Source organism: Verrucosispora sioxanthis, from assembly GCF_010560025.1.
In the GTDB taxonomy this organism is placed as follows: domain Bacteria; phylum Actinomycetota; class Actinomycetes; order Mycobacteriales; family Micromonosporaceae; genus Micromonospora; species Micromonospora palythoicola.
Window position 1 is genome coordinate 355,630 of record NZ_SAIY01000004.1, and the last position, 21,001, is coordinate 376,630.

At 71.6% G+C, this 21,001-nt stretch carries 15 protein-coding genes and 1 pseudogene; 8 read left to right on the forward strand and 8 right to left on the reverse strand.

All coding sequences use genetic code 11. The features are described 5' to 3' along the window. Positions 1-169: 169 nt before the first annotated feature. From ENC19_RS14415 to ENC19_RS14435, 5 genes are all read right to left on the reverse strand, one after another. Positions 170-1,720, reverse strand: a complete 1,551-nt coding sequence (locus ENC19_RS14415) for a S1C family serine protease (protein ID WP_164447698.1) — start codon at positions 1,718-1,720, stop codon at positions 170-172. Between the two features lie 62 nt (positions 1,721-1,782). After that, positions 1,783-3,336, reverse strand: coding sequence for a sensor histidine kinase (locus tag ENC19_RS14420; RefSeq protein ID WP_164447699.1), 1,554 nt, complete (start codon positions 3,334-3,336; stop codon positions 1,783-1,785). Continuing rightward, the gene (locus tag ENC19_RS14425) at positions 3,333-4,034 is read right to left on the reverse strand and encodes a response regulator transcription factor (protein WP_164447700.1); all 702 of its coding nucleotides are present in this window, start codon (positions 4,032-4,034) and stop codon (positions 3,333-3,335) included. The genes ENC19_RS14420 and ENC19_RS14425 overlap by 4 nt, the downstream gene beginning before the upstream one ends. A 116-nt stretch (positions 4,035-4,150) precedes the next feature. Continuing rightward, complete coding sequence (locus ENC19_RS14430; RefSeq protein ID WP_164447701.1) at positions 4,151-5,155, reverse strand: lysophospholipid acyltransferase family protein; 1,005 nt, start codon at positions 5,153-5,155, stop codon at positions 4,151-4,153. Beyond that, complete coding sequence (locus tag ENC19_RS14435) at positions 5,152-5,916, reverse strand: GNAT family N-acetyltransferase (RefSeq protein WP_164447702.1); 765 nt, start codon at positions 5,914-5,916, stop codon at positions 5,152-5,154. The genes ENC19_RS14430 and ENC19_RS14435 overlap by 4 nt, the downstream gene beginning before the upstream one ends. Before the next feature lie 162 nt (positions 5,917-6,078). On the opposite strand from ENC19_RS14435, the pseudogene ENC19_RS14440 reads away from it, so the two are divergent. The 6 genes and pseudogenes from ENC19_RS14440 (at position 6,079) to ENC19_RS14465 (ending at position 14,039) form a co-directional block, all read left to right on the forward strand. Next, a pseudogene (locus tag ENC19_RS14440) lies at positions 6,079-6,725 on the forward strand (hypothetical protein). Positions 6,726-6,873: 148 nt separating this feature from the next. Continuing rightward, a complete protein-coding gene (locus tag ENC19_RS14445) occupies positions 6,874-7,809 on the forward strand; it encodes an ABC transporter ATP-binding protein (protein ID WP_164447703.1) in 936 nt (311 codons plus the stop codon). Beyond that, positions 7,806-8,621: an ABC transporter permease gene (locus ENC19_RS14450; RefSeq protein ID WP_164447704.1), complete on the forward strand. Its 816-nt coding sequence runs from the start codon at positions 7,806-7,808 to the stop codon at positions 8,619-8,621. The genes ENC19_RS14445 and ENC19_RS14450 overlap by 4 nt, the downstream gene beginning before the upstream one ends. 271 nt (positions 8,622-8,892) lie before the next feature. Then, entirely contained in the window at positions 8,893-12,684 is a 3,792-nt protein-coding gene (locus ENC19_RS14455; RefSeq protein WP_164447705.1) for a multifunctional oxoglutarate decarboxylase/oxoglutarate dehydrogenase thiamine pyrophosphate-binding subunit/dihydrolipoyllysine-residue succinyltransferase subunit, read from the forward strand. Between the two features lie 87 nt (positions 12,685-12,771). Next, the gene (locus ENC19_RS14460; protein WP_164447706.1) at positions 12,772-12,951 is read left to right on the forward strand and encodes a DUF6104 family protein; all 180 of its coding nucleotides are present in this window, start codon (positions 12,772-12,774) and stop codon (positions 12,949-12,951) included. A gap of 98 nt (positions 12,952-13,049) precedes the next feature. Then, entirely contained in the window at positions 13,050-14,039 is a 990-nt protein-coding gene (locus ENC19_RS14465) for a glycoside hydrolase family 6 protein (protein ID WP_164447707.1), read from the forward strand. A 51-nt stretch (positions 14,040-14,090) separates the two neighbouring features. Here ENC19_RS14465 and ENC19_RS14470 read toward each other — a convergent pair whose 3' ends face one another. Continuing rightward, positions 14,091-16,274, reverse strand: coding sequence for a bifunctional polysaccharide deacetylase/glycosyltransferase family 2 protein (locus ENC19_RS14470; protein WP_164447708.1), 2,184 nt, complete (start codon positions 16,272-16,274; stop codon positions 14,091-14,093). After that, positions 16,267-17,160, reverse strand: a complete 894-nt coding sequence (locus ENC19_RS14475; protein WP_164447709.1) for a hypothetical protein — start codon at positions 17,158-17,160, stop codon at positions 16,267-16,269. Before ENC19_RS14475 ends, ENC19_RS14470 begins: the two co-directional genes overlap by 8 nt. Before the next feature lie 393 nt (positions 17,161-17,553). On the opposite strand from ENC19_RS14475, the gene pta reads away from it, so the two are divergent. Together pta and ENC19_RS14485 are read left to right on the forward strand one after the other, a co-directional pair. After that, positions 17,554-19,638, forward strand: coding sequence for a phosphate acetyltransferase (gene pta, locus ENC19_RS14480; protein ID WP_164447710.1), 2,085 nt, complete (start codon positions 17,554-17,556; stop codon positions 19,636-19,638). Continuing rightward, entirely contained in the window at positions 19,635-20,753 is a 1,119-nt protein-coding gene (locus tag ENC19_RS14485; protein ID WP_164447711.1) for an acetate/propionate family kinase, read from the forward strand. Before pta ends, ENC19_RS14485 begins: the two co-directional genes overlap by 4 nt. A gap of 11 nt (positions 20,754-20,764) precedes the next feature. Here the strand turns inward: ENC19_RS14485 and ENC19_RS29315 are convergent, their stop codons facing one another. Beyond that, entirely contained in the window at positions 20,765-20,932 is a 168-nt protein-coding gene (locus ENC19_RS29315; protein ID WP_166458564.1) for a hypothetical protein, read from the reverse strand. Between the last annotated feature and the right edge of the window lie 69 nt (positions 20,933-21,001).

Sequence of the window (21,001 nt, forward strand, 5' to 3'; positions counted from 1 at the left end):
GTTCCGCTGCGGCAGTCTCCGTCGCCGATGTTGCCGACCGGCAGGGTGAGGTTGGTTCACCCGGTCGGGGTGAACGGGCTCGAGATGGAGGAAGGGCGGCGGGTGCCATGGCCAACCCCCTTGGCCACGCCACCCGCCGCCCCGGAGGGAGGAAGCAGGTCCTGTCTCGTTAGGACGCTTCGGCGAGCGTCACGGTTGCCGTCGCCTCGGCCCCATTTCGCTGGTACGTCACCTCGACCTGGTCACCGACCTTGCCGGCCTGAACGGCGGCCACCAGATCGCTGGAGTCGTTGATCACCTTGTCGCCGAACCGGGTGATGACGTCACCCTGTTGCAGCCCGGCCCGCTCGGCCGCGCTGCCCGGGTTCACCGCGCCGATCAGCGCGCCACCGTCGGGCGCCGCGTTCACGCTGACCCCCAGCGACGGGTGGCTGATCTTCTCGCCGCGCTGGAGCTTCTCCGCGACGTCCTTGGCCTTGTTGCTCGGGATGGCGAAGCCCACGCCGATGTTGCCGGTGTTGCCCTGCCCCGCGGTGGCGATCGCGGTGTTGATGCCGATCACCTCGCCCCGGGTGTTCACCAGTGCGCCACCCGAGTTGCCCGGGTTGATCGGCGCGTCGGTCTGCAACAGCCCGGAGATCGAGCTGACCGCCTGGCCGGGGAGCTGCTGCCCCCCGCCGGCCTGGATGGTGCGGTCCCGGGCGCTGAGGATCCCCGCGGTGACCGAGCCCTGCAGGCCGAGCGGACTGCCCAGGGCGAGCACCTGGTCGCCGACCTGCATCGCGTCGCTGTCGCCGAGGGTGGCCGGCTGGAGATCGGTCAACCCGTTCGCCTTCAGCACCGCGAGGTCGGTCTTCGGGTCGGTACCGACAACCTCGGCCTGGGTGCTGGTGCCGTCGGCGAAGAAGACCCGGACCGTGTCGCCACCCCCGGCGATCACGTGGTTGTTGGTCAACACGTAGCCGTCGGCACTGAGCACCACGCCGGAGCCCTCACCACTGCCGGTGCTGATGGACACCACGCTGTCCTGCACCGACGCGGCGATGCGCGGCAGGTCGGCGCCGTCGATCACGGGTGCGGCGCTGTAGGTGCGGGTGATGCCGCCGCCGTCGCTGAGCGCCAGGGTGAGCGCCCCACCGGCGACGCCGCTGCCCAGCATCAGGGCGAACACCGCCACGCCGGCTCCGGCAAGCTTGGCGATCTTGCCGAGGCGGGGGCCGCTGGACGGAGTGGGTGCCCACGGGGCCGGCTGCCCCGGGTACCCGCCCTGCGTTCCGGGCTGCCCCGGGTAACCACCCGGCGTGCCGCCGGCCTGCCCCGGATACCCGGACTGGGCGACGCCCGGGCCGGTCGGCTGGCCGCTCCAGGCCGGCTGGCCGGGATACCACGGGTTTGCGGGGTAGCGGGCGCCCGGCTGGTACGGATGCTGGTGCTGGTGGCCGCCGGTCGGCGCCCAACTGGGCTGACCGGAAACCGGCTGTGCCGCCGGGGTCGAGCCGGCGGCGGCCGGGGCCGGCCGGCTCGGTGCGGCGTCCGGTCCACCCGAGGACGGGTCGACGGCCCGGACCGGTACGGTCGGCGCCTCGACCGTCGGGTCGGCGTCGGGACGGTCAGTGGACGGAGAGTCGGACCGCGCGTACTCGGCGCGGGACAGCTCGGGTTGCGACGGCTCGGCGTCGGTGGGGGCCGGCCGCCGCGGGTCGGGCTCGTACTCGGTCATGCCCCTACCTTCTCCCATCGCTCTGCGTCCCGCCTTGGGCGGAACTGAGGATTGGCTGAAAATCACTGATCGTCGATGTCGGTGGCCGGTGCGAGCGGCAGCCGTACCCGGAAGGTGGCACCACCACCCGGCGTCTCGCTCACCTCCACCGTGCCCTGGTGCACGGTCACCAGCGCGGCGACGATGGCCAGGCCGAGACCGGTGCCGGTGTTGCCGTCGGTCCGCCGGGTACGCGAGGCGTCCACCCGGTAGAAGCGCTCGAAGACCCGCTCCGCCTGCTCGGCGGTGAGCCCCGGCCCGGTGTCAACCACCTCGATCACCGCCAGGTTGCCGGGCTCGGCGCGCAGCCGCAACGTCACCGCCGCACCGGGCGGGGTGTGCCGCAGCGCGTTCGTCATCAGGTTGCCGATCACCTGCCGCAACCGGGCGTCGTCGCCGCGTACGACGAGCGGCCCGGAGCCCGGCTCGATCTCCAGCTCGATGCGCCGGTCCGGTGCCGTCGCGCGGGCCGCCGCCACCGCGTCCGCGGCCAGTACCGGCAGCTCCACCGGGGCGAGCGAGAGCGGTCGTTCGCGATCCAGCCGGGCCAGCAGCAGCAGGTCCTCCACCAGCAGTCCCATCCGGGCCGCCTCGTCCTCGATACGGCGCAGCAGGTCGGAGGTCTGCTCCGGGGCGCGGGCGGCACCCTGGCGGTACAGCTCGGCGAAGCCCCGGATCGTGGTCAGCGGGGTACGCAGTTCGTGCGAGGCGTCCGCCACGAACTGCCGCATCCGTTCCTCGGAGCGGCGGGCCCGGGCCTCGGAGATGCGGGCCCCCTCGGCGGCCTCCCGGGCCGCGGACTCCGACGCCGCCCGGGCGGTGAAGGCCATCTCGATCTGACTGAGCATCGCGTTCAGGGCCCGGGACAACCGGCCCAGTTCCGAGGTCGGGCAGGGTTGGCCGTCCTCCGGGTCGGGGACCCGGCGACTGAGATCACCACCGGCGATGGCGGCGGCGGTGCGTTCGATCTCCACGAGCGGCTTGAGGCTGGTCCGGACGATCGCCGCGCCGACCGAGGCGAGCAGCACCAGCACCGCCCCACCGACCAGCAGGTCGATCCAGATGAGCCGCTTCACCGCCTGCTCCACGTCGGTGAGGTGCTGCCCGATCGCAGCCCACTGCCCGTTGGGTAGCTCGGTGTAGAGCATCCGCCAGCGCACGTCGGTGCCTCGCGCCCGGGTATCGAACGGTTTCCCGGCCAGTTGCTGGAAGCCGGCGGCGTCCTCGGGCCAGTGCGGCAGGTCGGCAGCGTCGAACCGGCGTTCGTCGAACCCGTAGTCTTTGACCAGCCCGGTGCTGCGGCTGGTCACCACCACCACGTAGTCGGTGGGGATGACCGAGTCGGGCGGGATGTAGACCTCCGCCCAGGGCTTGCCGGCCAGATCGCTCTCGATGGTTTCGACCGCGCTTGTCAGCTCCTCGTCCACCTGGTCAACCAGGTAGCTACGAAGAAAGATCGTGGTCAGTGAGGCGATCACCAGCAACGCGGCGGCGACCAGGGTCAGCACGGCCGCGACCAGCTTGACCCGCAGCGGTACCGCGCGGAGTCGGGTCTTGCCCTGCTGTACCGCGTTCACGCCGCCGGCTTGCGCAGGACGTACCCGACGCCGCGCAGGGTGTGGATCAGCCGGGGATCGGTCGTGTCGACCTTGCGGCGCAGGTACGAGATGTACGACTCGACGATGTTGTCGTCGCCCCGGAAGTCGTAGTTCCACACGTGGTCGAGGATCTGCGCCTTGGACAGCACCCGGTTGGCGTTGAGCATCAGGTAGCGCAGCAGCTTGAACTCGGTCGGCGACAGCTGCACCCGCTGACCGGCCCGGTACACCTCGTGGGTCTCCTCGTCCAACTCCAAATCGGCGAAGGTGAGCCGGGGGGGTGCCTGCTCGCCGGTGCTGGTGCGGCGCAGCACCGCCCGGATCCGGGCGGTCAGTTCCTCCAGGCTGAACGGCTTGGTCACGTAGTCGTCGCCGCCCAGGGTGAGCCCACGGATCTTGTCGTCGGTGGCGTCGCGGGCGGTGAGGAAGACCACCGGCGTACGGGTGCCGCCCTCGCGCATCATCCGGATCACCTCGAACCCGTCGAGGTCCGGCAGCATCACGTCGAGCACCACCAGGTCGGGGCGATGATCCCGGGCCGCGCTCAGCGCGGCGCTGCCGCTGGTGGCGGTGGCCACGTCGAATCCCGCGAAGCGCAGGCTCGCGGAGAGCAGTTCGAGGATGTTGGGATCGTCCTCGACGACGAGCAGTCGCGCCTCGGTCTGGGTAGCGGCCATGCCGCCCATCATCCGCGCAGACACTGCGCCTCCGCTGGGCGGATCCTGGAAAAACCCTGTGAGCGGCGGTTGTCGGAGCTGCTTCAGCCACCGGGCCCGTCGCCGGGCACCGACGGTCAGGCGGCCAGCGGCAGCTCCCATTCCGGCTGCCCGGCGGGTGAGCCAGCCGCCGCACCGGCCGGCGACGTGACGGCCGGAGACCGGGTCGGCACCGGTAGCACGGTCGCCGTGGGCCGTCCCGGCGCACGGACCGGCTGTTCGGGCGCGGGCCCGGCGACCACCGGAGCGGTCAGCGCCACCGACGCCGACGGTACGAGGTGCACGGCCGATTCGGCGACCCGGGCCAGTGCCCGCCGGTCGGCGGACCGTCCCGGGTGCAGGGGGGCGGCGATGTCGACGCAGACCGTCAGCTTCCGCACCGCGAGCATCCGCCGCACCGAGCGCAGCAGGGTCTCGTCGCCGACGAAGGCCGGGGCCGTGGTGGTCTCGCCGGTCACTCCGCACCGGTAGCCGATCCGCAGTGGCACGACGGGCGCCCCGGCGTCGATCGCGGCCTGGAACATCGCCGGCCGGAAACCCGTCGGCGGACGGCAGGACGCCGCGCCGCCGCACCAGGTGGTGCCCTCCGGGAAGACCGCGACCGAGCGGCCCGACCGCAGCGCCGAGGCGACCCGGCCCACCGTGGCGGGCAACCCGCGAGGCCGGGAGCGATCCACGAACACAGTCCCGGCCGCGCGGGCGAGCAGCCCGATCAGTGGCCACCGGCGCACCTCCTGCTTGGCCACCAGCCGGGCCGGCGCGACCGCGAGCAGCGCCAGGACGTCCCACCAGGAGACGTGGTTGGCGACCAGCAGGACCCGCCGGCGGGGCAGCCGACCGCGCACTTCGAGGCGTACTCCGCAGGCGCGGGCCGTGGTGCGGGCCCAGCCGCGTAGCGCGGCCTGACGCTCCCGGGTCGGTAGCGCCGGAAGCAGGGCCGCCAGCCCGATGCCGAGCCCGAGCATGCCGAGCAGGCCGGCGGCACGGCCCAGTTGCCGGAACACCGGGATGGCGGGTGCCTCGCCCGGGCCGGGCAGACAGGCCGGACCACAGCCGGAGCTGGGCCGCCACAGCGGGCTCACGGTTGCCCGCCGAGGAAGTGCCGCAGGTAACGCGGGTTGATCCGGTCCATCGAGAGCAGCACGTAGAAGTCGGCCACCCCGAAGTCCGGGTCGTACGCCGGTTCGCCACAGACCTGCGCGCCGAGCCGCAGGTAGCCGCGCAGCAGCGGCGGGACCAACCGGGCCGATCCGGCGATCGTCTCGGTCGGCACACCCGGTTCGGCGAACCAGGGCCGCAGCGGCCGGACCCGCAACGGCTCCGGTGCCAGGTGCTTCGCCCGGGCCTGGGCCCAGACCTCGGCGGCGGCGAGACCACCGTCGGCCACCGGCACGGAGGCACACCCGCCGAGCCAGCGCAGCCCTCGCAGGTGCAGGTAGCGGGCGATGCCCGCCCACATCAGGTTGATCACCGCCCCGCTGCGGTGCGCGGGGTGCACGCAGGACCGGCCGGCCTCGACCAGTTGGGTCCGCAACGGGTCGAGCGCGCTCAGGTCGAACTCGCCCGCCGCGTATCGGCGGCTGGTCCGCCCCGGCGGAAGCAGCCGGTACGTGCCGACCACCTCGCCGCTGCTCTCCTGGCGCACCACCAGGTGGTCGCAGTACGGGTCGAAGATGTCGCGGTCGAGGCCCGCCGTGTCGGTGGACACGGTGGCGCCCAACTCGCCGGCGAACACCTGATGACGCAGGCGTTGCGCGGCCTCGACCTGGCTGGGGTTGTCGGCGATCGAGAGGGTGTAGCCGCTGGTCGTCAGTGCGACGTCCACGGCTGGCAGAACGGCCATGCCCTCTGTGTAGCGCCCGGTCGGTTGCCGGCCATGGTGACCAGCGGTGTCGATCCGGTGAACGCCGGTCGGCGACCGGTGGCCGACCCGCCGCGCCGGGCCTCGGCGACGACGTGCGAGGCTGCCGGTGTCGGCGACGAGGCCGGGCGGGCGGAGGGCTTGATGATCATCGAGGGTCGCTTCAACGGACCACCGGGCTCGGGCAACGGCGGCTGGAGCGCCGGGGTCTTCGCCACCGCGTACAGCGGGCACGGTCCGGTCGAGGTGACCCTGCGCCGACCGCCGCCGCTGGACACCCCGCTGACCCTTGTCGACGCACAGGTGCGCGACCCGGCCGGCGAGGTCATCGCGCAACTGCGCCCGGCGGGCGACCTCGGCGAGGCCGTCCCCCGGTGGACCTGGCGTCCGCCCGGGCCGCGTCGGCGGCGTACCCGGGGCTGGTGGAGCACCCGTTCCCCGGCTGCTACGTCTGTGGTCCGCAGCGCACCGACGGTCTGCGGATCTTTCCGGGTCGGCTGCCGGACGGTCGGACGGCCGCGCCGGTTCGGGCACCCCGGCAGGTCGTCCCCGCCACGGTCTGGGCCGCCCTGGACTGCCCCGGCGGCTGGGCGGTGATCGGTGCCGGCCGGCCGTACGTGCTGGGCCGGATCGCGGCCCGGATCGAGGCGCTGCCCCGCCCCGACGACGAGTGCGTGGTGACCGGTGCGGTGATCGGCACCGAGGGCCGCAAGGCGTTCGTGCACACCAGCCTGTACGCCCCGGACGGCCACCCGCTCGGTCACGCCCGGGCGACCTGGATCGCCGTGTAGACACGGTGGTCGATCGGCTCGTACCTGGGGATGAGACGTCTCCTGCCTGAGACGGACCACGATTTCCCGAACGAGCCCGATTGAATTACTTGACCATTAACGTCACGCTGTGCAACGGCGCACCCCGGCGCCACACGGGAGGAGAACGATGACCGACGGGCGACCAAGCCCCACCAACGACGCCCAGATCGTGGTTTCCGGTCTGACCAAGCGGTACCGCAACGTGGTCGCGGTCAACAACCTGTCGTTCACGGTCGAACCGGGTCGGGTCACCGGCTTCCTCGGCCCGAATGGTGCGGGTAAGACCACCACCCTGCGGATGCTGCTGAACCTGGTCACCCCGACCGCCGGCACGGCCACCATCGGCGGTCGGCGCTACCCCGACCTGGCCGACCCGCTGCGGCACGTCGGCGCGGTCCTGGAGGCGTCCAGCGCGCACAAGGGGCGCACCGGCATCAACCACCTGCGAGTGATCTGCGCGGCCGCCGGGCTGCCGCGGGAGCGGGCCGACCAGGCGTTGGAGCTGGTCGGGCTGACCCCTGCGGCCAAGCGCAAGTTCAAGGGTTACTCGTTGGGCATGAAGCAGCGGCTCGGCATCGCCGCGGCGATGCTCGGCGACCCCCGGGTGCTGATCCTCGACGAGCCGGCCAACGGCCTGGACCCGGAGGGCATCCGGTGGATGCGCGGGTTCCTCAAGGGCCTGGCCGCCGAGGGCCGCACCGTGCTCGTCTCCAGCCACCTGCTCTCCGAGATGCAGTTGCTGGCCGACGACGTGGTGATCATCGCGGCCGGACAGCTGGTCCGGCAGGGTCCGGTGGAGCAGGTGATCGGGTCGATGGCGCAGGGCGTCCGGGTGCGGGTCCGCACCCCACAGGCCGACGCGCTGACCGCCGCGCTGAAGGGCGGGCCGGCCACGGTGGAGAACGACGGACAGGGTGCCCTGCTGATCGGCGGGGTCGACGCGCCGACGGTGGGTCGGACGGCTCTGACTGCCGGGGTGGAACTGCACGAGCTGACCACTGAACGACCCGACCTGGAACGCGTGTTCCTGGAACTGACGGCCGGAAAGGCGGGCATCCGATGAGCAACCTTGTCCGCTCCGAACTACTCAAGATCCGTACGACCAGCACCTGGTGGTGGTTGGCCATCGGGGCGTTCCTGTCGATCGCCCTGGCCTTCGCCTTCAACGCGTGGCTGGCCACCGAGACGCTCAGCGGCGGTGGCGAGGAGTTCGGCTACACCGGCGACGCCGCCTCCGCACCGGCCCAGGCGGCGAACCTCTACACCTCGGGGCAGTACCTGGGGCTGATGTTCGTGATGCTCATCGGCATCCTCATGGTCACCAACGAGTTCTTCCACCAGACCGCGACCACGACGTTCCTGGCCACCCCGCGACGCACCTCGGTGATCGTCAGCAAGCTCGTCGCGGCCAGCCTGCTCGGCTTCGCGTTCTGGCTGGTGACCACGATCATCGATCTCGCCGCCGGTGCGACGTTCCTGTCCCTCAACGACTACGGCACCCAGCTCGGCGAGTGGGAGGTCCAGCGGGCCCTGCTGCTCAACCTGATGGCGTACGCGATCTGGACGGTGCTCGGCGTGGGCATCGGCACGCTGATCACCAACCAGTTGGGCGCGGTGATCACCGCCTCGGTGCTCTACCTGATCGGCACCCAGGTGGTGGGGCTGCTCTTCCTGCTGTTGGCCAACTTGCTGGACAACATGGCCGTGATCAAGTGGCAGGTGCTCTGGCCGGCCGCCGCCTCCCAGGTCATGATCACGCCGGGCGAGAACGAGATGTTGCCGGTGTGGTGGGTCGGCGCACTCGTACTGGTGGGCTACGCCGTGGTCAGCGGCGTGGCCGGGATCCTCATCACCCGGCGCCGCGACATCTCCTGACACCCGGGCGGCCGACCCGGTCGCCCCGTCCCGACGGGTCCGGTGCACCGGTGGACAGCCGGCGCACCGGGCCCGTCGGCCTTAGCAGCGATCAAGGGAATACGCAGCGCTAACCGAACTTCTGGCATCTTCTGTGAATCCGACCACGGGACGGAGGCGGAAATGCCCCGGAGTCGGCTACGGCGTAGCCTGGAACCGTCCTGTGCGCCCGTCCCGGCGCATCGGGCACCGCGTGACACACAAACCCGCGTGAAAGAGGCGATTACCGGCCGTGTCGACCCAGCAGACTTCGCAGGAGAACCCACTGGCGGGTTTCGGCCCGAACGAGTGGATCGTCGAGGAGATGTACCAGCGCTACCTCGCCGATCCCCGCAGCGTCGACCCGGCCTGGCACGACTTCTTCGCCGACTACCGGCCCGGTCAGAACACAGCGGGCACCGGTGACGGGCGGCCGGCCACCACCGCCGCCAAGGACGCGACCCCGGCCAGGACCGAGACGGCCACCAAGAGCGAACCGGCGGCCAAGGCCGAGCCGACGGGCAAGGCCGAGCCGGCAGCCAAGGGCGACCGCCGCGCGGCGGCGGAGACCTCGAAGCCGGCGTCCGCCGCGTCCAAGTCGACCACCGCGAAGCCCGCCGCTGCCAAGCCCGCCGCCGCCAAGGCCGAGCCGACGAAGAGTCAGCCCACCCGGACCGCGCCCACCACCGGCGGGCCACAGACCACGCCGCTGCGCGGAGTGGCCGCCAAGATCGTCCAGAACATGGACGCGTCGTTGGCCGTACCGACCGCGACGAGCGTCCGAGCCGTGCCGGCCAAGCTCCTGGTCGACAACCGCATCGTGATCAACAATCACCTCGCCCGGGGACGCGGCGGCAAGGTCAGCTTCACCCACCTGATCGGCTACGCCCTGGTGCGGGCGCTCGTCGCCCACCCCGAGATGAACAACTCCTTCGCCGAGGTCGACGGCAAGCCGGTGATGGTCCGCCCCGAGCACGTCAACCTGGGCATCGCCATCGACCTGACCAAGCCCGACGGCAGCCGCAACCTGGTGGTTCCCTCCATCAAGGCCTGCGAGCAGATGGACTTCCGGCAGTTCTGGCAGGCGTACGAGGACGTCGTCCGGCGCGCCCGCCGCAACGAGCTGACCATGGAGGACTACTCCGGCACCACCATCTCGCTCACCAACCCCGGCGGCATCGGCACCGTGCACTCGATGCCGCGACTCATGCAGGGCCAGAGCGCGATCATCGGAGTCGGCGCCATGGAGTACCCGGCGCCGTACCAGGGCATGAGCGAGGCCACCCTGGCCGAGCTGGCGGTCAGCAAGGTCATCACGCTGACCAGCACGTACGACCACCGGATCATCCAGGGCGCGCAGTCCGGCGAGTTCCTCAAGGTCATGCACGAGCTGATGCTCGGCGAGCACGGCTTCTACGACCAGATCTTCACCTCGCTGCGGATCCCCTACGAGCCGGTGCGCTGGATGCGCGACGTCGCGGTCGACAGCGAGGGGCAGATCAACAAGACCGCCCGGGTCCACGAGCTGATCCACTCCTACCGGGTGCGCGGTCACCTGATGGCCGACACCGACCCGCTGGAGTTCAAGATCCGTAAGCACCCGGATCTGGATGTCCTCCAGCACGGGCTGACCCTGTGGGACCTGGACCGCACCTTCCCGGTGAACGGCTTCGCCGGCCGGCAGCGGATGAAGCTGCGGGAGATCCTGGGGGTCCTGCGCGACTCGTACTGCCGCCGGGTCGGCATCGAGTACATGCACATCCAGGACCCGGCCGAGCGCCGCTGGATCCAGGAGCGGGTCGAGCGCAAGTACGAGAAGCCGCCGGCCGGCGAGCAGAAGCACGTGCTCAACCGGCTCAACGCGGCCGAGGCCTTCGAGACGTTCCTGCAGACCAAGTACGTCGGCCAGAAGCGCTTCTCGCTGGAGGGTGGCGAGTCGCTCATCCCGCTGCTCGGTGAGGTGCTGGAGAACGCCGCCGAGGGCGGGCTGGACGAGGTCGTCATCGGCATGGCCCACCGGGGTCGACTCAACGTGCTGGCCAACATCGTCGGTAAGCCGTACGAGAAGATCTTCTCCGAGTTCGAGGGACACCTGGACCCACGCTCCACCCAGGGCTCGGGCGACGTGAAGTACCACCTGGGCCAGAACGGCAAGTTCACCACTCCCGACGGCGACCACGCCGTCAAGGTGTCGGTGGTGGCGAACCCGTCGCACCTGGAGGCCGTCGACCCGGTGCTGGAGGGGATCGTCCGGGCCAAGCAGGACCGCATCGACCTCAAGCTGGAGGGCTACACCGTGCTGCCGCTGGCGGTGCACGGCGACGCGGCCTTCGCCGGCCAGGGCGTGGTGGCCGAGACGCTGAACCTCTCCCAGTTGCGCGGTTACCGCACCGGCGGGACGGTCCACGTGGTGGTCAACAACCAGGTCGGTTTCACCACCGCGCCGGAGTACAGCCGCTCCAGCCTCTACAGCACCGACGTGGCCCGGATGATCCAGGCCCCGATCTTCCACGTCAACGGTGACGACCCGGAGGCCGTCGTCCGGGTGGCCCGGCTCGCCTTCGAGTACCGCCAGGCATTCAACAAGGACGTCGTCATCGACCTGGTCTGCTACCGGCGGCGCGGGCACAACGAGGGCGACGACCCCTCGATGTCCAACCCCCAGATGTACCGGATCATCGACTCGAAGCGCTCGGTCCGCAAGCTCTACACCGAGGAGCTGATCGGGCGGGGTGACATCACCGTGGAAGACGCCGAGGAACTGCTGCGCGACTACCAGGCGCAGTTGGAGCGGGTCTTCAAGGCCACCCGCGACGCGGCCAGCACGCCACGTCAGCTGAGCCGCCCACCCCGGCAGGACGAGCCCGAGCCGCAGGTGGAGACGGCGACCGAGGCTTCGGTCATCAAGGCCATCGGTGAGGCGCACGTCAACCTGCCCGACGGTTTCACCCCGCACAAGCGGATCCGGCAGCTGCTCGACCGGCGGGCCCGGATGGCCGTCGAAGGCAACATCGACTGGGGTTTCGGCGAGATCATCGCCTTCGGTGCGTTGCTGCACGACGGGGTCACCGTCCGGCTCGCCGGGCAGGACTCGCGTCGCGGCACCTTCGTGCAGCGGCACGCCTCGATCGTCGACGCGGAGACCGGCGACGACTACCTGCCACTGCAGTCGCTCACCGCCGACGGCGAGCGGTCCCGGTTCTTCGTGCACGACTCGCTGTTGAGCGAGTACGCCGCGATGGGCTTCGAGTACGGCTACTCGGTGGAGAACCTGGAGGCGCTGGTCTGCTGGGAGGCGCAGTTCGGTGACTTCGTCAACGGTGCCCAGTCCGTGATCGACGAGTTCATCTCCTCGGGCGAGGTGAAGTGGGGCCAGCGTTCCGCCGTGACCCTGCTGTTGCCGCACGGCCACGAGGGTCAGGGACCGGACCACACCTCCGGCCGCCCGGAGCGCTTCCTCCAGCTCTGCGCCGAGGACAACATGCGGGTGGCGAACCCGACGACGCCGGCGAACTACTTCCACCTGCTGCGCCGGCAGGCGTTGTCGCCCAAGCGCAAGCCACTCGTGGTGTTCACGCCGAAGTCGCTGTTGCGGCACAAGCTCTGCGTCTCCTCGGTGGAGGACTTCACCACCGGCGGCTTCTCCCCGGTGCTGGCCGACCCGGCGGCCGGCAACGCCGAGCGGGTCAAGCGGGTGCTGCTCTGCTCGGGCAAGGTCTACTACGACCTGTTCCAGGCTCGGCAGGAGCGCGGCATCAGCAACACGGCGATCATCCGGCTGGAGCAGCTCTACCCGATGCCGGTGGAGGAGATCCGGGCCGCGCTCGCCCAGTACCCGAACGCGGAGGACTTCGCCTGGGTGCAGGAGGAGCCGGCCAACCAGGGCGCCTGGTCGTTCGTCGCGCTCAACCTGCTGGAGCACCTCGACGATGTTCGGCTTCGCCGCATCTCCCGTCCGGCCGCCGCGGCGCCGGCAGTCGGGTCGGCGAAGATGCACGAGGTCGAGCAGACCGCGCTGATCGAGGCGGCACTTCCCCGCCCCTGACGAGAACTGACCCGGTCCCGTCCCGCCCCAGGGTGGGACGGGACCGGACGGCTTCACCGGGGCTCCGGTGAGGAAGCGAGCAGACCCATGTACTTCACCGACCGGGGCATCGAGGAACTGGTCGAGCGGCGCGGCGACGAGCAGGTCAGCCTGGAGTGGCTGGGCGCGCGGCTGCGTGACTTCGTCGACCTGAACCCGGAGTTCGAGACCCCGATCGAACGGTTCGCCACCTGGCTGGCCCGGCTCGACGACGAAGACGACGACTGATCACCGTGCCAGCCATCGGGCCGGCCGGCCGACGCGCCCGGTCGTGGCGTCGACCGCTGTCGAGCCCGACCGGCGCCCCGGGGCGCCGACGGAGGGTCGTGGCGACCGGGTTCGCCCTGGCGTTGCTGCTGGCTGGTTGTGCCGACCAGCCCGCACCGCCTCGGGTGACCGACCCGGTCGGCTCCGCGCCGCCCCTGCCCTCGGTGTTCTATCTCGACCCGGCCAATCCGGCCGAGTTGGAGGCGCAACAACGCGCGGCCCGGGGTGACACGGCCGCAGCGGAGACGCTGCGCACAATCGGCAGCCGACCGAGCGCGAAGTGGCTCACCGGTGGTCCGGCCCGCGACGAGGTCGACGCGTTCCTGGGTCAGGCCGCGATCGCGGGCCAGACACCCGTGCTGGTGTTGCACAACGTGCCGCAACGCGACTGCGGCCGGCAGGGCGAGGGAGGCGCCCGTACCGGCGCGGAGTACCAGGCGTGGATCCGCGATGTCGCGGCCGGTGTCGCCGGCCGTCCGGTGATCGTCGTCCTCGAACCGGGTGCGCTGCCCGACGCGGTGGCCGGCTGCGTCCGGGACGCCGCCGGCCGGCTCGCCCTGCTGCGCGACGCGGTCACCGTGCTCGCCAGCACCGGCACCGCCCGGATCTACCTCGATGCCGGGCATCCGGGGTGGATCCGCGACGTCGAGGCGTTGGCGGCGGCACTGCGCCAAGCCGGCGTGGACCAGGCCGACGGGTTCGCACTCAACGTGGCGAACTTCGTCCGCACCACGGACAACGTCAGCTACGGCCACCGGATCTCCGACGCGCTCGGCGGCGACACCACGTTCGTCATCGACACCAGCCGCAACGGCAACGGCCCCTACCCGGCCGAACGCGTCGGCGGTGCGCCGAGCTGGTGCAATCCGCCGGGCCGGGCGATCGGCGAGGAACCCACCGCCGACCCAGGCCTGTCCCGGGTGGACGCCCTGCTCTGGATCAAGTTCCCCGGCGAGTCCGACGGCGACTGCCGTCCCGGCGAACCCCCCGCCGGCCAGTTCTGGCCCACCTACGCCATCTCACTCGCCCACCCCGGACAACCCCGTTGATCATGAGGTTAGCGGCGGCGAAACGGACAAAATGCCCCGCTAACCTCATGATCAATGAGAGCTGGTGGGGGTTGGGGTGGGGGGCAGGCCGGTGCGGCGGAGTTTTTGCCAGCCTAGGCGGCCGCCGGTGAGGGCGGTCGTGACCGACTGGATCATCACCAGGTACATCAGCTGGCGGTAGACGAACTGCTGCAACGGCAGCACCCACAGCACGCTCAGCTTCTCCCGATCGAGGCGGAACGCGACCACGGCGGTCAGCGTCTGCAAGGCGAGCATGACCAGCCAGGCCACCGCCGTCGCGGTCCGGTCGAGGAAGAACAGGCCGTAGAGCGCGAGGAGGTCGATCACCGGTGCCAGCAGCGGCAGCAGCACCCCGAACAGGCTCAGGAACAACAGGCAGCGACGGGTGAATCGGCCGGAGGCGCCACGGTCGACAAGCGAACGCCGATGTTTCCACATCGCCTGCATGGTGCCGTAGCTCCACCGGTACCGCTGCTTCCACAACTGCCCCAGCGTCGCCGGGGCCTCCGTCCACGCCCGGGCCGTCTCCTCGTAGACCACCTTCCAGCCGGCACGGCCGAGCGCCATGGTGACGTCGGTGTCCTCGGCCAGCGTGTCGTCGGTCAGGCCACCGGCGTAGCGCAGCGCCTGCCGGCGGAAGGCGCCGATGGCCCCGGGCACGGTGGACATGCAGCGCAACGTCTCGTACAGCCGGCGGTCGAGGTTGAAGCCGATGACGTACTCGATGTGCTGCCACTTGGCGATCAGGCTGTCCCGGTTGCCCACCTTGACGTTGCCGGCCACCGCGCCGACCTGCGGATCCGCGAAGGGTTGGACGAGCCGTCGCACCGAGTCGTGCTCGAACACGGTGTCCCCGTCGACCATTACGATCAGTTCGTGCCGGGCCAGCGCGACCCCGGTGTTCAGCGCGCTCGGCTTGCCGCCGTTGGGCTTGCGGACGACCCGGACGTTCGGCAGCCGCAGCGCCTCGACGATCGCCGCCGTGCCGTCGGTGGAACCGTCGTCGACGACGATCACCTCGATGCCGCCCGGATGGTCGCCACCGGCCAGCGAGCGGACGGCCGCGGCGATCCCCTCCTTCTCGTTGTACGCGGGCACGATCACCGAGACCGGCTCGGTCACCGGCGGCCCCCAGGCCCAGTCGGGGGCGCGGCGTCGCCGGGCGTGCCGGCCGGCGAGCACCAGCAGCAGGACGGTACGAGCCACCGTCAGCGCGCCCACCGCCAGGAAGATGAACCCGAGCCAGCCCAGCGTCCGGTCCGCGCCCTGCACCCCCCAGATGAGCATCCGGCCGCGCCAGCGTTCCCCGGTGCTGGCCGGCTGACCGGCGTCGACCCGGTGGTCCACGCCGGCCTCGGCGAGCGCGAGGTTCAGGCCACCGGTGACGGTGACGAAGCGGTAGCCGCGCTCCTTCAGCAGCGGGATGAACCGGTCGAGCGCGGCGACGGTCTGCGCCCGTTCGCCGCCCGCGTCGTGCCAGAGTGTGATCGCGCCCGAGTATCCGGGCGGCGTGGCGTTGGTGACGATCTGGTCGACGCCGGGCAGCGCCCAGTCCCGGCTGTCGGTGTCGTTGAGCACGTTGAGGTAACCCAGCTCGCCGGCCTGGGCGAACACCGGCCAGTCCAGATCGTTGATGGCCTGGGCATAGGAGGAGTACGGGAACCGGATCAGCGAGGTACGGACGCCGGCCGCGCTGGCGATGGCCAACTGGGTCTGGGTGTACTCCATCCGGCGTCGCCAGTCGGGCAGGACGGCCAGGTCCGGGTGCGTGAAGGTGTGCACACCGATCTCGTGGCCGTCGGCGGCCAGTTCCCGAACCAGCTCCGGGTGGCGGGCCACCTGCGAACCGACCACGAAGAAGGTCGCCGGCACCTGATGAACGGCCAGCACCCGCAGCACCTCGCGGGTCCAGACCGGGTCGGGACCGTCGTCGAAGGTGAGCGCGACGGTGCGCGGGGGCAGTCGGTACGACCGGGTCAGCCCACCGGTGCTGCTGATGATCGGACCACCGGCGACCACCGCCGTCGGCACCGCACGCTGCCCGTCGTGGCTGACCTGACGATCCGGCGCGAAGGACGCGTTGGCGTACGCGCCGACGAGCAGCACGGCGGCGAGCACCGCGCAGAGTACGCCGAGAAGGGTCCAGCTCGGCGGTGGCACGACCCGCCGACCTCGCACCGCCCGGCGGGACCGGCGCGCCGGCAACTCAGTCATCGGCCGGGGCGTCGTCGGCACCGTCCGACGGGTCGACGCTCGGCGACGCCGGTGCCGTGGTGGACGGCTCGACGCTGGGAGTGGTCGCCGGTGTGGTCGACCGGGAGGGTCGCGGTGACGCCGGTGGCGACGACGAGACACGGCTGGGTGGCGCCGGGATGCTTGTCGTCCTGGCTGCCCGGGTCGGGGTGGCCTGCGGGCGCGGCGCACCACCGCCCGTGGTACGGGAGGCGGCCGTGCTCGGCGGCGCCTCCGCGGCGGGGATCGACGGGGCCGGTGGCGGTTGCCAGGGCCGGCGGGTCGGCTCCACGAAGGGCAGCACCCTGTCGGCGTTCACCGGGCCGCCCGCGAAGCTCGCCACAACCAGGCCGGTGTAGAGCAGACCCACCAGACCCAGGGCGTACCCGATCCAGCGCAAGCGGGACCGGCGCCGGCCGCTCGGGTCCACGAAGACCGGCGGCGGCTGGGGTACGGCGGCCATCACGGTGGTGGGGCTGTCTCCCGGCAGCACCACCGTGGCCGCGTCCAGCACGGCCGGCTGCACCACCGTGGGTGCGTCCAGTACCGACGGCTGCACCACCGTGGCCGCGTCCAGTACCGACGGCTGCTCCACCGTGGGTGCGTCCACCACCCGCTGCGTGACCGTCGGCGAGTCCAGCACGACCGGCTGCACGAGGGTCGGGGCATCCAGCACGACCGGCTGTACCGCCGCAGGCGCTTCCGGTGCGGCCGGCCGCACCGCTGTCGAGGCCGCTGCCACGGCGGGCGGTGCCATCGTCGGCGGCTCCGCGGGCCCTGGCGTCGCGGCCGGTTCGGCGGCTGTGGGTCGCTCGACGCCCCATCCGCCGTTGGCCGTATCGGCGCTGGTCAGAGGGTCCGCAGTCATGGCCGGGAGTCTAGGAGTGAACAATCCTCGGCTTCCTCCGGGAGCCCGGCGGTGGGACGGACATCCCAGTTCACCGCACGAGCACCCGAGCCGGCGTGAGCGTCGACTCGCAGAGGGTGAGCATCACCTCCGCCGGTGGGCGGCCGGTTGCGTCGACCCGGCTCCCCGGGCTCGTCGAAACCGGCCGCGAGCAGGTCGAACGTACCGGCGGCGCTCGTGCCGGCGGTCGTACCGACCGGATGGTCCGGCGTCCGCCCCTGGGCGGTCGGGTCGAAATAAAGATCTTCCTGGCCGAGCCGGAGGTCAGCCGTGCGCTCGTCGGACGGGCGGTCACCGGACGGCCCGGGTGGGCGGGTCCGAGGACCCACGCGAGAACCACCCTGATCTTGTAGCGTGAGTGCCGTGGCCCGGAGCGTTTACCTGACCAGTGTCGGCTCGGGCGGGGGGAAGTCGACGATCGCCCTCGGCCTCGCCGAGCTGCTGTCCCGACAGGTCGGCGGGATCGGCGTGTTCCGGCCGCTGGTCGCGCAGGATCGCCCCGACCCGATCCTCACCCTGCTCAGCGAGCGTTACCGGGTGGGCCTACCGGTGGCGGAGCTGAACGGCACCACGTACGCCGAGGCCACCGCCCTGGTCGCCGACGGTCGTCGGGAGGAACTGATCTCCCGGATCGTCGAGCGTTACCGGGAGGTGGAGCGGCGGTTCGCGGCGATGGTCGTGGTGGGCAGTGACTTCGCCACCGCCGGTGACACCGCCGGCCCTCGCGAGCTGGCCTTCAACGCCCGGCTGGCCACCGAGTTCGGCAGCGTCGTGGTACCGGTGGTCGACGGCTACGGACAGCAGCCGTCGGCGATCGCCGCGGCCGCCCGAGGCGCCTACCACGACCTCGCGGACCTCGGCGCGACCGTGCTCGCGGTGCTGGCCAACCGGGTTCCGGGGGCGATGTCGCTGCCCCCGTTGCCGGTCCCCGCGTACGCCATCCCGGAGGTGCCGAGCGTGTCCGCACCGACGGTGGCGGAGGTGGCGGGCGCGTTGGGTGCCACGCTGCTGGCCGGAGACGAGACCGCGCTCGCCCGTGACGTGCTCGACTACGTCGTCGGTGCGGCGCACGTGCCGACCCTGCTGGAACACCTGACCGAGGGCGCACTGCTGATCATGCCCGGTGACCGGGACGATCTGCTGGTGGCGGCGAGCGCCGCGCACGTGGCCGGGCAGGTGTCGCTCGCCGGGTTGGTGCTCACCCTCGGGGTGCCGCCCGACCCTCGGGCGATGCGTCTGGTGGAGGCACTGAACGCCCGACTCGCGGTGCTCTCGGTAACCAGCGACAGCTATCACACGGTGGCCGCGTCGAGCCGGATCGAGGGCCGGCCCAGCACCGGGAACCCCCGGAAGGTGGAGGCCGCGCTGGGCGCCTTCGAGGCGCACGTGGACACCGTCGAGCTGGCCGGCCGACTCCGGGTCAGCCGGTCCGCTCGGGTCACTCCGTTGATGTTCGAGTACGACCTGATCGACCGCGCCCGGGCCGGACGGCGACATCTGGTACTGCCGGAGGGCACCGAGGAACGGATCCTGCGCGCCGCCGAGATCCTGTTGCGCCGGGGAGTCGCCGACCTGACCCTGCTCGGGCGGTCGGACGAGGTTGCCCGGCGGGCCCGGGAGCTCGGGTTGGACATCGGCGAGGCCCGGGTGGTGGACCCGGCGAGCAGCCCATGGCGCGACGAGTTCGCCGAGGCGTACGCGAAGCTGCGCGCGCACCGGGGCGTCACCGCCGAACTGGCGCACGACATCGTCGCCCAGCCGAACTACTTCGGCACCATGATGGTGTGGGCGGGCCACGCCGACGGCATGGTCTCCGGCGCCACGCACACCACGGCGGCGACCATCCGGCCGGCCTTCGAGATCGTCAAGACCATGCCGGAGGTCTCCGTCGCCTCGAGCGTCTTCTTCATGCTGCTCGCCGACCGGGTGCTGGTCTACGGCGACTGCGCGGTCAACCGTGATCCGGACGCCGCCCAGCTCGCCGACATCGCCATCTCCTCGGCGGACACGGCGGCGCGGTTCGGCATCGAGCCCCGGGTGGCGATGCTGTCGTACTCCACCGGCGCCTCGGGCGCGGGCGAGGACGTGGAGAAGGTCGCGGCGGCCACCGAGTTGGTCCGGCGACGCCGACCCGAACTGGCTGTCGAGGGTCCGATCCAGTACGACGCGGCCATCGACCCGGCCGTGGCGGCCACCAAGCTGCCGGGCAGCGCGGTCGCCGGCCGCGCGACGGTCTTCATCTTTCCCGACCTGAACACCGGCAACAACACGTACAAGGCGGTGCAGCGCTCGGCCGGGGCGGTGGCCGTCGGGCCGGTAATGCAGGGCCTGCGCCGGCCGGTGAACGATCTCTCCCGGGGGGCCACCGTGCCGGACATCGTCAACACCGTGGCGATCACCGCCATCCAGGCCGCCGCGCTCGCCGAGGTGCCCCGGTGAGCAAGGTGCTGGTGCTCAACAGCGGGTCGTCGTCGGTCAAGTACCGGCTGTACGACGGCGACCGCGTACTGGACCGGGGCACCGTGGAACGGATCGGCGAGCCCGGCGGCGGTCCGAGCGACCACACCGGCGCGATCCGGCAGATCCTGGACGGCCTGGACCTGACCGGCCTCGCCGTGGTGGGGCACCGGGTGGTGCACGGCGGCCGGCGGTTCACCGCACCGACGCTCGTCGACGACGCGGTACTGGCCGCCATCACCGACCTGGTGCCACTGGCTCCCCTGCACAACCCGGCGAACCTCGCCGGCATCGAGGTGGCCCGTCAGGCCCTGCCGGAGGTACCGCAGGTCGCCGTGTTCGACACCGCGTTCCACCACACGCTGCCCGACTCCGCCGCCACCTACGCCATCGACCGCGAGGTCGCGCAGCGGTACTCGATCCGGCGGTACGGCTTCCACGGAACCTCCCACGCGTACGTGTCCCGACGCACGGCGGAGCTGCTGGACCGGCCGTACGAGGAGATCAACACGGTCACGTTGCACCTGGGCAACGGCGCCAGCGCGTGCGCGGTGGCCGGCGGACGAAGCGTCGCCACCTCGATGGGCATGTCGCCGTTGGAGGGCCTGGTGATGGGTACCCGCAGTGGCGACCTCGATCCCACGATCGTGTTCCACCTGCGCCGCGAGGGCGGCCTGGGCGTCGACGAGATCGACGACCTGCTCAACCACCGCAGCGGCCTGCTCGGGCTCAGTGGGGTCAACGACATGCGCGAGCTGCTCGCCCGCCGGGCGGCCGGCGACGAGGCCGCGACGCTCGCCTTCGACGTCTACTGCCGCCGGATCACCGGCTACGTGGGGGCGTACTACGCGTTGCTCGGCCGGGTGGACGCGGTCACCTTCACCGCCGGGGTCGGCGAGCACGCGGCACCGGTACGCACGGCGGCGCTGGCCGGGCTCGACCGGCTCGGCATCACGGTCGACCCGGACCGCAACGAGGGCAGCGGCGACCGGTTCATCTCGCCGGACGGCGCGGAGGTCGCCGTGTGCGTCATCGGCACCGACGAGGAGCGGGAGATCGCCCGCGCCGCCCGGGCCGTGGTCACGGCCCGCAGCTGACGCCCGACCGGTCAGCCGAAGGCGAGCCAGGTGGCGAGGGCGAGCAGCACCGCGGCGATCACGGCCGCGCCGATGATCAGACCGGTACGCGACGCCGCCTCCGCCGGAGCGGCCTCCGGGTTGGCGAAGGCGCGGAACGCCTCGGTGTTGCCGCTCGGGTCGGTGTAGTTCTCAGCCATGCCGGGAACCTTAGCGAAACCGATCCAGCCCTCCGTGCCCCGGACCACCCGCGATCTTGCACTTTCCGT